This is a genomic window from Streptomyces sp. AB3(2024) (assembly GCF_041862025.1).
Taxonomy (GTDB): domain Bacteria; phylum Actinomycetota; class Actinomycetes; order Streptomycetales; family Streptomycetaceae; genus Streptomyces.
In genome coordinates this window covers 1-13,675 of sequence record NZ_JBGWAB010000175.1, presented here as the reverse complement: position 1 = coordinate 13,675, position 13,675 = coordinate 1, and the positions used below count along the sequence as shown (strand labels likewise).

The 13,675-nt window shown below is 71.5% G+C and carries 8 protein-coding genes and 1 pseudogene; 3 read left to right on the top strand and 6 right to left on the bottom strand.

What is annotated here, in order from left to right; genetic code table 11:
* Window positions 1-283: 283 nt before the first annotated feature.
* The 5 genes from ACEPPI_RS37135 to ACEPPI_RS37115 all read right to left on the bottom strand — a co-directional run bounded on the left by ACEPPI_RS37135 (window position 284) and on the right by ACEPPI_RS37115 (window position 7,755).
* Window positions 284-1,735: a serine/threonine-protein kinase gene (locus ACEPPI_RS37135; RefSeq protein WP_373919678.1), complete on the bottom strand. Its 1,452-nt coding sequence runs from the start codon at window positions 1,733-1,735 to the stop codon at window positions 284-286.
* Entirely contained in the window at window positions 1,732-2,541 is an 810-nt protein-coding gene (locus tag ACEPPI_RS37130; RefSeq protein WP_373919677.1) for a serine/threonine protein kinase, read from the bottom strand. Before ACEPPI_RS37130 ends, ACEPPI_RS37135 begins: the two co-directional genes overlap by 4 nt.
* Window positions 2,542-3,030: 489 nt before the next feature.
* Window positions 3,031-5,070 (bottom strand): family 43 glycosylhydrolase, encoded by a 2,040-nt coding sequence (locus ACEPPI_RS37125; protein ID WP_373919676.1) that lies wholly within the window; start codon window positions 5,068-5,070, stop codon window positions 3,031-3,033.
* Window positions 5,071-5,263: 193 nt separating this feature from the next.
* Complete coding sequence (locus ACEPPI_RS37120) at window positions 5,264-6,772, bottom strand: peptidoglycan DD-metalloendopeptidase family protein (protein ID WP_373919675.1); 1,509 nt, start codon at window positions 6,770-6,772, stop codon at window positions 5,264-5,266.
* Complete coding sequence (locus tag ACEPPI_RS37115) at window positions 6,769-7,755, bottom strand: alpha/beta hydrolase-fold protein (RefSeq protein WP_373919674.1); 987 nt, start codon at window positions 7,753-7,755, stop codon at window positions 6,769-6,771. Before ACEPPI_RS37115 ends, ACEPPI_RS37120 begins: the two co-directional genes overlap by 4 nt.
* 214 nt (window positions 7,756-7,969) lie before the next feature.
* Here ACEPPI_RS37115 and ACEPPI_RS37110 point away from each other — a divergent pair, with 214 nt between their 5' ends.
* Window positions 7,970-10,438: a penicillin acylase family protein gene (locus tag ACEPPI_RS37110; RefSeq protein ID WP_373919673.1), complete on the top strand. Its 2,469-nt coding sequence runs from the start codon at window positions 7,970-7,972 to the stop codon at window positions 10,436-10,438.
* A gap of 123 nt (window positions 10,439-10,561) precedes the next feature.
* Window positions 10,562-11,539, top strand: coding sequence for an alpha/beta hydrolase (locus ACEPPI_RS37105; RefSeq protein WP_373919672.1), 978 nt, complete (start codon window positions 10,562-10,564; stop codon window positions 11,537-11,539).
* Window positions 11,540-11,613: 74 nt separating this feature from the next.
* Here the strand turns inward: ACEPPI_RS37105 and ACEPPI_RS37100 are convergent, their stop codons facing one another.
* Window positions 11,614-12,687, bottom strand: a complete 1,074-nt coding sequence (locus ACEPPI_RS37100) for a BTAD domain-containing putative transcriptional regulator (RefSeq protein WP_373919671.1) — start codon at window positions 12,685-12,687, stop codon at window positions 11,614-11,616.
* 304 nt (window positions 12,688-12,991) lie between these two features.
* Between ACEPPI_RS37100 and ACEPPI_RS37095 the strand changes: the two are divergent.
* Window positions 12,992-13,675 (top strand): annotated as a pseudogene (locus ACEPPI_RS37095) (hypothetical protein); the annotation flags it as partial.

The window sequence follows — 13,675 nt, the reverse complement described above, 5'->3', positions numbered from 1 at the left end:
GTCCTTCCTGAACTCCTCCGGATACGGAGACTTGCGTCCCACGTGGACATCCCTCCCTGGACCATCAAGATCCATTGTCAGGGTGTCCACTCCAAAGGATCAGCCTCAGACGGAACCACCCCCACGGGGCCGGACCCGGCCCGGAACGTCTCTGACGCGACCACGAACGGACCTCCTTCACCCACGGTGAGCGGGCCCGGGGCCGATGGTCCGGTCCCCCGGCTCGCCCTGTCGGCCTCCCTTCATCCTCCTCCCGACCCACCCGGGCGGCAGCCCCCGCGGATCAGCGCGCGGTCGTGGGGGCCGGGCACCCCGGCAGGGCCGGCCTGTCCTTCGTGCGTACGGCGGGGAGCCAGGCCGTGGGGGGTGTGGAGCCGGGAGGGAGGCGGACGCGGAACCAGCGGGTGGACTGCTGGTCCTCCTCGTTGATGATGGGCTGCCCGTCGGACACCTGGCAGTCGGCGGCGAGGACGTCGCCGTGCCACACCCGGGTCGCCACGACGTTGTCCGCGGCGTACGGCCGCCGGGGGTCGATCGCCAGGCCCAGACTGCACTGCCGGTCCCGGTCGGCCCGCTCCCGACACCCCTTCTCGGCGTTGAACACCCGGATCGCGCCGGCCTTCGCCTCCGCGCCACCGGGCGGTGCGGACGGGTTCGCCCGCACCTCGTCCGACCACAGGGTCGCGCCCGCGATCCCGCACAGCACGGTGGCCAGGACGGCGGCGCGGGCCCGGCCCCGCAGCCGTCCCGCCCCCGTCCCGCGGGTTCCCTGTTCGGCGGCGATACGGGCGAGCAGGCTCTCGGCGGTGTGCGGGGCGCGCGCCGCGTGAGTGGGGGCGAGGCAGTCGGCGGCCAGCGCCCGCCAGAACGGCGGCACCGCGTGGTCCATGCGCAGCGCCACCCGCCCTTCGCCGTACCCCTGTACGGCGGCGCCCCGGGCCATGGGTGTGGCGCCGGAGAACGGGGAGGCACCGGACGCGAACACCTCGTGGATGATGATGCCCAGGGCCCAGATGTCGGCGCTCGGCCGGACCTGTACGCCGAGTTCCCCGAGCGGCGCCCGCCAGCGCTCGGGCGGGAGGTAGTCCAGGGTGCCCATGGGCGGCGCGTACCCGTGCGTGCCCGTCATCTCGGTGGCGAGGCCGAAGTCCGAGAGCTTCACGGAACGGTCGGTGCCCAGTAGGACGTTCTCCGGCTTGAGATCGGCGTGGACCCAGCCCGAGCGGTGGAGGTGGGCCAGTCCCTCGCAGACCCCCGCGATCAGCCGGGGGCGATCGGCCTCGGCCACCCCCGCGTCGAGGAGTTCGCGCAGGCTGCCCGCGGCCCGCTCCATGACCAGCACGATCGCGCCGTCCAGCGGGGGGCGGTCGGGGGCGGCGAGGACGAAGGAGTCCAGGAGACCGATCAGCCGGGGGTGGCCCGCCCTGCGCCCGAGTTCGACCTCGCGGCGCGCGGAATCCACGATCCTGCGCGTCTGGCGCGGGGCGTACCCGGCGGTCGGCATGATTTTCAGCGCGACGTCGGCTGGTCCCGCCGGCATGCCCGCAGGGGCCACCCCGCCGGTCCGCCTGGTCCGCCCGGGGTACCCGTCGGCCGGCCGTGCCGCGTAGACCGTGGACCAGCCCCCGGACCCGATCAAGTCGGTGACCGCCCAGTCCCGCACCCGGTAGCCGGGCGGCAGGAGGTCCCTGCGCTCGCACTCCGTGGTGTCGCGCAGGCCGTTCGGCGGCGTCATCGCGTGCTCTGCCGCTCCCGCCCGCCGGCCCCCGTCAGGGGCGGCAGCAGCGTGAGGTGCTCCTCCCGTACGAGCCCGAACCGCAGCGCGAGCCCGACGATCTCCTCCCGCTTGCCGTTGCGGCGCTCGCTCCTGCCGGGTTCGCGCAGGTCCGGGGCGCCGATGCGCAGCTTCTCCTCGGCGAGGTAGTCGATGTGCGAGCTGATCGCACGCGCGGTCAGCGTGCCGCAGGTGGGGTGTCCCCTGAACCGCTCGACGATCTGGGGAGTCGTGGGGACCGCCACGCGGGACTGGTCGCGCAGGCGCGGTTCGCAGAGCGCGACGAGTACGAGGAAGTAGGCGGCCGTCTCGTCCAGGGAGTACGCCGTGACCGTGAGGCGGCCCCAGGGGGCGCCCATGGCGTCCGGGTCCAGATAGACGTGGTCGGGCGCGAACACCTGGAAGGACACGGTGACGTCGCTGCGGGTGGGCAGCACCACGCGTGAGAACTCGAACGGGACGGGCGCACCGACCCGGCGCGGCGGGACCCTCAGGTACTCCCCCGCTCCTTCCGGGTTCTCCACCAGGTAGCTGTGGGTGGCGCTGTGGTTGGTCAGCTGCCAGTGGTCGTCGGCGACGCGGATCTCCCCGGCGAGCCGGGAGATCGCCGGGTCGGCGAGGCGCAGTTCGACGGGGACCGTCGCGGAGCCCCGTCCGAAGCGGGCGGCCTCGCCCGGTCCGAGCCGCAGCGTCACAGGGTCACCGTACGGTTCGCCGCCGTCGGCGCCGCTGCACCCCTGCGGCAGGTGGACGACTACACCACTCACGGTTCCCCCTGTTCCACTCGTCGCTGCTCGGACGAGTGGAACAATACTCATCTCTCAAGGGAGTTCATCGGCGTACTTCGGCCACTTCGGCAGGGCGGCGCCTGCCCGGCTTCCGCCGGGTCGGGACGCCCACCCTGGCGGCCATGGAAGCCTCCCGGGTCTCCCTTCCCATCCGCCTCACCCACCCTCCCGCAAGAGCCGCCCGTTGTGTGCCGGGTCACGTCGACTCCGTGTCAACAGTGGTGCTTGGGGGCTGCTTTCGACTCTCTGCCGAACGGATCGGAGCAGCAGACGGTGCGGCCGGTACAGGGGCATCGGAGTGGTATCCGTCCCTCCGGCCGTGGCCGCCGGTGGCCTGCCCCGGCCCCGGCAGGGTGGGGAAGGTCACCGTGCCCGGGGGGTCACGGCGCCGCCTGCCCGCCCGTTTTCCCCTTTCACTTGGCGAAATCCACACTCCACACGCCGCCCTCCACGCACCGCCCTCCGCGCTCAGAGCGCGGGGCTGCCCGATACGACGGGTGCGACCGCCCGGTCGCCGAAGGCCGTCCACGGCCGCCATCCGCCGCTCGGCCGGTCCTGGACGCGGGTGCGCATCCGGCCTTCGGCGGTGACGGCGAAGACGTGCGTCCGCCCGGTGGAATCGAGCGCGGCGGCCGGCGTGGCGGCGAGCCTGATGCCGGGCTCGCCGAACTCCCCGCCGGAATCCCAGCTTCCACCCGGGGCGGTCTGCCAGCGGTGGCCGAGCCGGGCACCACCCGGGGTCAGGGAGAAGGCCTCCAGGCGGCCGTCGGCGTTGACGGCGAACGCCGGGGCGGCGGCGCTCCAGTCGAACAGGGGCAGCCAGTCGTCCCAGCCGCCGTTCGCCGCGGACTGCCGTCGGCCGAAGGTTCCCACGCCCGACGGTCCGATCGCGGCGACGGTGAGCCGGCCGCTGCCGTCCCGGGCCACCCGCGGTGCGGCGCCCGCCGCGGTGCCGAAGCGGTGCCATGCGGCGGTCCAGGCACCGCCCGGGGTCTCCTGCCACCGGTGGAAGATCCCGGAGCCGCCGGGCGAGAGGGCGAACACCTCCAGGCGGCCGTCCGCGTTGGCCGCGACCACCGGGGGCGCGCCCGCGGCCCCGCCGAAGCCGGGCTCCCACGGGTCCCAGGCCGGGGATCCGGGTGACCGCTGCCGTCGCCGGGCGACGGAGGCGCCGCCGGGACTCAGGGCGAACACCTCCAGCCTGCCGTCGGCGTTACGGGCGACGGCAGGGGCGGCGCCGGCCGGGCCTCCGAACGACTCCCAGTCGTACCAGCCTCCGTCCGGCCGCTGCACCCGGTGGTGCAGGTTGGCTCCGCCCGGGGCAAGCGAGAACACCTCGAGCCTGCCGTCGGCGCCCTGGCCGAGGGCGGGAACGGCCCCGGCCGGCCCTCCGAAGGGCTCCCACTCCGACCAGGCGTCGGTGTCCGGGGCGAGCTGGACGCGCCGCAGCATCGAGCGGTCGGAGGCGTCGAGCGCGAACACCGTGAGGCGGCCGCCGACGCCGAGGCCGACCACCGGATTGTCCGCGCTCTGCCACGGCGGCGGTGTGTCCCGCCACTCCAGGGGCGCCACGTGCAGCCCGTACCGGAACCAGCCCGCAGCGCTGGCGTACCAGGTGTCCCCGTCCGCGAAGACCTCGACGGCGTGGCCGGGCACGTGGCCCGCGTACCCGGCGAGGTCGAAGCGGTAGGGGTCCCGGGATGCCAGCACGTCCGTGCCCTCGTAGCCGCCCCGCGGTCCCATGAACAGGTAGTACCAGCCGTCCCGTTCGACTACGTACGGCGACTCGGTGACCGAGACGGTCGTGTCCGTGGTCGCGTCGGTGAACGCGACGCCCGGCTCGCTCCAGTGCAGCAGATCGGCGGACCGCCGGAAGGCCACGACATGGTGGCCGCCCGCGCTGGAGAGCTCCGTGTAGTACATGACCCATTCGTCGCCGACCCGCAGCACCATGGGGTCGCGCGCCGCGAGCCCGCGGAAGAGCGGGCCGGACGGCTCGCGCGTCCAGGTGAACAGGTCGGGTGAGGTGGCGAGGTTGATCGCGGCGCCGCCCGCGCCGCCCGCGGCGTAGAACATCCAGAACCTGCCGCCCGCGGCGACGACGTGGGGCGCCCACAGGTGTTCCTCGCCGAAGTAGGAGGGGTCGACGGTGAGCGCGTCGGCGTGTGTGGTCCACGGACCGTTCGGGCTCGGCGCGGAGGCGTGGACGAAGAAGGTCTCCCCCGTGCTGTCCGGGGATTCGCCGCGCGGAGCGCTGTCCCCGACGATGCTGAACAGGTGCCAGCGGCCCTGGGCCTTGATCAGGGTGTGGTCGTTGAGGTAGCGCGGGCCCGCGGGGGTGGACGGGTCGTAGACGTACGCGAAGGGGCCGGCGCCGGCCCACCGGGCGGGTGGTAGGGCATCGGCGACGTGGGAGGCGCCGGTCGCGGTCCGGCCGGTGTCCAGGAACGGGAGCGCGCCCGCCCCGGCGGCGCCCCGCAGGAGGGTGCGTCTGCTGATCGCGGGCATGAGTCTCTCCAGAGAGGCCGCGTGGGGGGGGGGGGGGGGGCGGGGCCCGGGGGGCCCGCCCCCCCCCCCCCGCGGTGGGGGGGTGTGGTTTGCGGGCTGAAGTCACACCCCCGGGCGGGGGGGGGGGCCCCGCGGCCCCCGCGCGGCCGCCCCCCCCCCCCCACGGAGCGCGTGTGGGGCGGTCGGAGACCGGTCAGCCCTGGGTGGGGCCGGCGGTGGTGTTGAGCCAGGTCCATTCGGACCAGGTGGAGAAGCCGGTCTGCCATTTGTGGAAGGTGCCGGTGTGGTTGGTGCCGAAGACTTCCATCCGGCCGTCGGCGTTGGTGACCGCCGTGACCTCGGTACCGCCGCCGCCGAAGGCGTTCCAGTCGCCGTACGCGCCGTTGACGGCGCGCTGCCAGGTGTGCATGGCCGTACCGCCGTTCATGGCGAAGACCTCGACCCGGCCGTCCGGTGTGCGTTCGCTGCTGAGTTGCGCGTCGGCGGGACCGCCGGTCCCCTCCCAGCCCGACCAACTGACCGTGCTGGATTGGTACTTGTGGAACACCCCGTTCGGGCCGGAGGCGAACACCTCCAGGCGGCCGTCGGCATTGTGGTCGACGGTGAGGTCGTGGCCGCCGCCTCCGAAGGTCTCCCACGTTGACCAGCCGCCGTTGGGGGCCGTCTGGTAGGCGTGCTGGAAGGTGTCGGCGCCCAGGGCGAACACCTCCAGGCGGCCGTCGGGCGACTTCTCCATCTCCACCCGGCTGTCGGCGGGGCCGCCGCCGGTGGCCTCCCACTCCGACCACCCGCCGTTGGGGGCGAGTTGGTACCGGCGGAAGAGGCCGACGGGTCCGGAGGCGTAGACCTCGATGCGGCCGTCGGCGTTGACACCGGCCGCGGTGTCGCGGCCGCCACCGCCGAAGGTCTCCCAGTTCGACCAGCCGCCGGAGGGGGAGAGCTGCCAGCGGTGCTGGAAGGTGCTGCCCGACAGGGCGAACATCTCCAGACGGCCGTCGGCGTTGGGCGCGATCGCCAGTTCGGCGCTGCCCGGCCCGCCGAGCGGTTCCCAGGCCGACCAGTTGCCGTTCACTTCCTGCTGCCAGGCGTGGTGCACCCCGTCGGCGCCGGCGGCGAACACCTCCAGCCGTCCGTCCGCCGACCGCGCCGACACCACGCGGCCCGACTCCGCCGGATACACCGGCGGCTTGGGCCGCGGCCCGCTGCCCGGGGTGCAGGGCAGGACGACGCCGCGCTCCGCCAGGTAGACCTCGGGGTCGATGCCGTAGGAGGTGGACCGGTCCCCCCAGATCCGCAGGTGGAGGTGGGAGCCGTCCACGTTGGTGCCCTCCGCGCCCATCAGGGCGATCTGCTGGCCTGCCACGACGTGGTCGCCCACGGAGACGTCGCGGCGGGACATGTGCCCGTACTCGGAGATCCGCCCGTCGGGGTGCAGCACGCGGATCCACTGGCCGTAGTCGCCGGTGTATCCGGAGATGGTCACTTCGCCGTCGCCGACGGCGTAGATCGGTGTCCCGACGTCGTTGGCGATGTCGACGCCGTTGTGGCCGCTGTGGAAGTGCTGGGACACCCAGCCGGTGGTCGGGCAGGCCGCGGTGAGCTCGGCGGGCCGGGCCTCGGCCGAACCCGTGGCGGCCAGCACCGACAGCGCCGAAAGGAGTACGGCAGTCGCCGCGAGGACGCGGCTCAGGGGGCCGTTCACGCCTTGCGCAGCCGGTCGATGATGCCATTGATGTCGTCCTGCAGCAGATCCCGGCGGACATAGTGACCGCCGCCCACCTCGTGCTGCTCGTAGGGGATGCCCGCGCGGTCGAGGTTCCACTTGAACTCCCGCTGGGTGGCCAGCACCAGGGTTTCATTGGCGTAACCCTGGATGTCCTCGGGGCTGGTGCCGGCGACCAGGAAGACCCGCTTGTTCCGGTAGCTCTCGATGCGCTCGCACGGGTTGTCCGCGCTGACCCGGGCCTGGTCCCAGAAGGGCACGCCATAGATGCTGCCGCCGTTCAGTTCCACCGCGGCGGAGGAGGCGTTGGCCCAGTGGGTCACCAGGTCACCGTTGCCCCCGCGCAGGTTGGCCGGGCCGGAGTGGGCGCTGACCGAGGCGAAGTGGCCGTAGTACTTGGCCGCGTACTTCAGGGCGCCGAAGCCGCCCATGGAGAACCCGGAGACGGCGCGGCCGTCGTATTCGGCGTAGGTGCGGAAGTTCGCGTCGATCCAAGGGATCAGCTGACCTATGTGGAAGTACTCCCAGTTCCGGGCACCGATGTTGGAGCTCACCGGGTTGGAGTACCAGCCGGCGCGCCCGCCGTCGGGCATCACGACGATGAGGTCCTTCCAGGCGGTCAGACCCCGGATGTCGTGGAACCGGTCGAAGGTGATGAAGTCCTCCAGGCCACCGTGGAGCAGGTAGAGGACGGGGTAGCGGCGCCCGCTGGTGTGGTAGCCGTCGGGGAGCAGCACGTTGACGGCCGGGGTCCAGCCCCCGATGGCGGAAGTCTGGAACCGGTAGTACCACATCCGGGGATCCTGCTCGCCGCGTTCCGTGATGTGCAGGCCGGGAATGTCACCGACGGCGGAAGCGGTCGACGCGGCGGCGAGGACTCCCGCGCCGCCCATGGCCATCGCGGCCGTGAGGCCACCGGCGGTCTTCAGGATGTTCCTGCGGCTGGGGTGCTGCGCGCTCACTGTGTCCTCCTGGTCGGGAGCCTGACGATGCGTCCGGACGGTAGCAACGGTGCCCGGGCCGGGAGACTCCGGAAGATTCCGGACTGACAGGGGTGGGCGCGTCGGCTATGGCCTGCCGGGAACTGTCGGAGCCGGCGTCATCGGGATTTCATCGCTCCTCCCTAGCGTGGCCGCGGTCAGACGAAGGCCCGGACCACAGGGGAAGGACGGCTCGATGGCGCGGAGGAGATTCAGAGCGAGGCTGCCGATGGTGGCCACGGCCGCGGTGGCGGCGGTGACGAGCACGATGGCGGCCACCGGGGCGCCGGCTCCGGGACAGGCGCCCGACAAGCCGACCATCCGTTACACCGAGTACGGAATCCCGCACATCATCGCTTCCGACTGGGCGGGACTGGGCACGGGCTACGGATACGCCGCGGCCAAGGACAACATCTGCACCTTGGCCGACACCTATCTGATGGTCAACGCCCAGCGGTCCCGCTATCTGGGGCCGGACGGCAAGGCGAGCCCCGGCGAGCACCAGAACACCACGACGAACCTCAACAGCGACATCTACTTCCAACGGATGAACGACAACCGAGTGGTGGAGCGGCTGCTCGACCTGCCCGCGCCCAACGGGCCGGAGCCGGAGGTCAAGGAGGCCATTCGCGGCTACGTCCAGGGGTACAACAGGTACCTGGCCGAGACGGGCGTGGACCACATCACCGACCCGGCCTGCCGCGGCAAGGCGTGGGTGCGGCCGATCACCGAGCTGGACGTCTACCGGCACGCGCACGCCGAGATCATCATGGGCACCGCCGACGTGCTGCTCGACGGCCAGGTGAACGCGGCTCCCCCGGGCGCTTCGGCCGCCGCTCCGGGCGCCGCCCCGCCGGCCTCCTCGGCCGCGGAGACCGCGGAGACCGCGGAGAAGATCCGTGACGCGATGGCGGTCAGCCGTCAGCAGAGCATGGGCAGCAACGCGCTGGCGGTCGGCTCTCAGGGCGTGTCCGGGGGCACGAGCATGCTGCTCGCGAATCCGCACTTCCCCTGGCAGGGCAAGAACCGGATGTGGCAGAGCCAGCTGACGATCCCGGGCAGGATCAATGTCTCCGGGGCCAGCCTGCTCGGCTTCCCCGCGGTGAACATCGGACACAACGACGATGTCGCCTGGAGCCACACCGTCGCCACGGTGGCCCCCTTCGGGCTGTTCGACGTACAGGTCGATGCACTGCACCCGACCAACTACCTGGTCGACGGCGCCTGGGAGGCGATGACCTCACAGCAGGTCGGTGTCGACGTGCTGAACGCGGACGGCTCCATCGGCAGGGTCAACAGGACCTTGTGGGCGACGCGTTACGGCCCGATCACCACACAGGTGCTGACCGTGCCGCTGCCCTGGGTGGTCAGCGCGCACGCGGTGCGCGACGTGAACATGGACAACTTGCGGGCGCTGAACACCTGGTTCCACCTCGACCAGGCCAAGGACGTCGACGAGGTGGTGAACACCCTGGAGACCACGCAGGGCGTCCCCTTCTTCAACACCGTCGCCTCCGACCGCAAGGGCAACGCCCTGTACGCGGACATCCAGGCCACCCCGAACATCACCGACGAGCACGCCCAGTCGTGCCTGACCCTGACCGGCCAGGCTCTGTTCAACCAGGTGTTGCGGCTGCCGAACGTGCCGCCGGTCTCCATCTTCGACGGCAAACGCAGCGCGTGCGACTGGCCCACCGATCCGAACGCGGTCGCACCGGGGCTGCTGGACCCGCACAAGCAGCCGCGGCTGATCCGGAAGGACTTCGTCGGCAACGCCAACGACAGCGCCTGGCTGGCCAACCCCGAGCAACCGCTGTCCTTCCCCCGGGTGATGGGCGACACGGCGACGCCCCGGTCGCTGCGCACCCAGGAGTTGATCCTGACCGCGCAGAAGCGGATCAACGGCACCGACGGCCTGCCCGGCCGGGGGTTCACGCCGGAGAACATGCGGCAGCTGCTGTTCGCCGACAACAGCCGGGCCGCCGATCTGTCCCTCGACGCCACGGTGGCGATGTGCCGGGCCCAGCCCTTCGGGCTCATCCTGGTGGACGGCCAGCTGGTCAACGTGAGCGAGGCCTGCCCGATCCTGGCCGCCTGGAAGAGCCACGACTTCACGGCCGACAGCCGGGGGTCCTGGCTGTTCGAGAACTACTGGTACGCCCTGCTCGGCGGCCAGTCGGTGGAAAAGCTGCCGTGGCGGATCCCCTTCGACCCCAACGACCCGGTGCACACCCCCAACTCGCTGGATTCCGGAAGCTCCGCCGTCCGCGACGCGTTCGGCCGGACGGTCATCGCCTTCCGCAACGCGGGGATTCCGCTGAACGCGGCGTTGTCGGACATACAGAAGATCACGCGCAACGGCGAGCAGATCCCGATCCACGGGGCGGTCCACGAGCTGGGCGTGCTGAACGTGGTCACCCCCGGCTCGGTCGACGGCAAGATGGACATCACCTTCGGCTCCAGCTTCGTCCAGCAGGTGCGGTTCACCGCCGACGGTCCGCCGCAGACCTCTTCCGTACTGACCTACTCCCAGTCTGCCAACCCGAATTCACCGCACTACGCCGACCAGACCAAGTTGTTCTCGGCAGGCCAGTGGGTGACCGAGCGGTTCACCGAGGAGCAGATCGCGGCCTCGCCGGCATTGGAGGTCAAGGTCCTGAACTGAGACAGAAGGTCCTGAACCGGGACCGGTCTCCCGATCGGTCCCCGCACCCGCGCAACGACAAGGCTCACGAGGGAGCACGCTGTGATGAGGACATCGAGTCGGTGGCGAATGGTGATGGCCCTGATGGCCGCCATAGTGGGAATGGCGCTGCCTGCCGGTTCGGCACAGGCCGCCGAAGGCACCGAACCGCCGAGGATGACGGATGGGTTCGGCCTGACCCAGGTCGACACGACGGTGGGCGGTCCCACCAACTTCTACATCACCGTGACCACACCTGAGGTCTCGGGCAAGCACCACATCAAGATCATCCTGCCGAGCGGTTACTACGACGACCCGGCCAGGCGCTACCCGGTGCTGTACTTCCTGCACGGTTCGCCCGACGACCCGATCCAGCAGAACTACCCGGCGCTGACCACCTCGAACGAGATGATCACCGTCATCCCGGACGGGGGTGCCCGGGGCTGGTACGCCAACTGGCTCAACCAGAGGACCGCGGCCGGTGCCCAGAACTGGGAGAACTTCCACCTCAAGCAGGTGATTCCGTTCATCGACGCGAACCTGCGGACCATCGCCGCCAAGAAGGCCAGGGCCGTCGCCGGTGTCTCCATGGGCGGGTTCGGGGCCCTGCACTACGCCCAGGTCCGCCCCGACCTGTTCGGCCAGACCGCGTCCCTGTCCGGTGACATCGACCTGTCGGTCCGGTCCATGGACCTGCGGATGGCCGTCGTCGCCTCCCTCGTCGGCTACTCCCCCGGCGTGGACAGTGACGCCGCGTTCGGCTCGCCCTACCCGGTGTTCAACGCCGACTGGAGGTTCAACGAGGTGGACCCGGCGGGGCACATGGACAAGCTCGCGGGAGTAGGGGTGTCCATCTACGTGGGCAACGGACGCGGAGACGTGACCGACCTGGAGTTCTGGGTGGAGAGCGCGTCCAAGCACGTCAAGGACAGCATGGACGCCCTGCGCATGCCCTACCACTACGTGGACTACGGCGACGGCGCCGGCTGGGGCACCAACTGCAACGGCGGCCACAACGCCTGGTGCTGGGAAGCGGACCTCCAGGACCTGGTTCCCCGGCTGGAACGGTCCTTCGCCTCCTGACCGCGCGGAGCCGGGCCGCCCCGATCCGGTGGCGGCCCGGTCACCACGGTGGCGCGGTCACCACGGAGACCCGGTCACCTCGGCGCCGTGGTGAGGCCGAGGCCCGCTTCGTCCCCACGCAGGACCAACTGGCGCGTCCACTGCAGCAGCCGGCCCGGAGGAACGCCGAGTTCGTCGGCCAGGCGACGGCGGACCTGGTCGAACACGGTCAGCGCGTCGGCCCGTCGGCCGCTGTGGTACAGCGCCCGCATCAGCATCGCGGCCACCGGCTCGTGCAGGGGGTGGGCCGCGGACAGGGCGAACAGTTCGGCGACCGCTTCGGAATGCTGCCCCAGCCGCAGCTGCCACTCCAGCTTCCGCTGCGCGATGGTGATCCGGCGCTCGGTGAGCCGCAACCGCTCCAGCTCGGCGAGCGGCCCGGGCAGGCCGGCCAGGGGCTCCCCGCGGAACAGGTCCAGCGCCTGCGAACACAGGCGGACCGCCTCCGCCGGTTCTCCCGCCCGGTCGGCCGTCGCGATGTCGGTGACCAGCTTCTCCATGCGGGACACGTCCACGTCGACCAGGCCGGAGACCAGCCGGTAGCCGCACCGTTCGTGCTCGATCACCGCGTCGGGGCGGCCGTCCCCGGTGCGCAGGGTCTTGCGCAGCCGGTAGATGTACACCGGCACCACGTTCGTGACCGGCGAGTCCGCCCCCCATACTCCGTCGAGCAGTTCCTGCTGACCGACCGTGCGGTCCGCGCACAGCGCGAGCGCCGCCAGTACGGCTTGCTGGCGCAGGTGCCCCAGCTTCAGCGGCCGCCCGTCCTGCCATGCCTGCAGCGGTCCGAGCAGGGAGAGCTGCCTCGTCGGTCCGGCATCCCGGCGGGTGGGGGCCCGCGGCGCCGGGTTCGCCGCCTGCGTACGCGGGCCGCTGCCGGGGACGACCAGGCCGCTGTCGAAGGCGTGGACGATGGCGGCGGCCCGGTCGCGCAGCCCGAGTTTCACGAGGACCCGCGCGAGGTGTCCGGCGACGGCGTCCTCGGAAAGGGCGAGAGCGGCAGCTATCTCGTCGTCCCGCAGGCCGCAGCCGACCGCGTGGAGCACCTTGCGCTCCTGGTGCCCGAGCGCAGTGGCGATCGGTCGGCAGGTGGTGGCTGTCGTCGGCATCGCTGCTCCCCGTGCTCCGGGCTGATCGGTTCGGTCGGTCGGTTCCGCAGGTCTGGCGGAAGCCGTCGACAAAGTAGGGGGGAGAGCGCCGGGCCAGGCATCCGGAACGATCCGGAGTGACAGACGCGAAGCCCCCGGCATCCCTGGACACTGCGCCGCCCCCGCAGCGTAGGACCGTTGGCCCATCTGCCCTGCCAGTCAAGGGAGTTGCCGATTCCATCGGCATTTCATCGGTGCGCCCTACTGTCGGCCGCCGACGACGGGAGAGGTTCCGGTGACGACTTTAAGATCATGGTGCGGCAGAGTGCTCCTGCTGCTGATAGCCGGCGCGGCCGCCATCGCCGCGACCGCGCCCACTGCCGCGATGGCGGCCGTCTCGTCCGACCGCGGCGGCCCGATCACCCGTAGCGAGGTGATCTGGCGGGCCCAGTACTGGATGGACCAGCATCCCCCGTACAACCAGCAGGGGTCCGCGCCCGACGCCGGCGGCGATTTCCGCTACCGCACCGACTGTTCCGGTTACGTCTCCATGGCGTGGCATCTGAACGCGAGCCCGAATACCCAAGGGCTGCCCGGATATTCACACGAGATCGCACGGGACGAGTTGCGCGCAGGGGACATTCTCAATTCGTTCTACGACCACACCCTGATCTTCCACAAGTGGGAGGACGATCACGGCGGGTTCTCCTACTACAGCTTCGGCGGAGGTTCCAGCGGCGTAGAGCCTCCGGGGCACTTCCGCACGAACATCAACAACGCCACGATCGACGGTCACCCCAACGGCGACTACAAGGCACTCCGGTACGACAACATCGTCGAGGAGTCCGCAACGCGGCCGCACCCGTACGCCCCGGGCCGGGTCACCTCGGGGCGGTCGGCGGACGGGCGGCTGGAGGCCTTCGCCGCCGGAGCCGACGGCGTGTACCACTCCTGGCAGACCGCGGTGAACGGCGCCTGGTCGCAGTGGCGATTCGAAGGCGGACCCCGC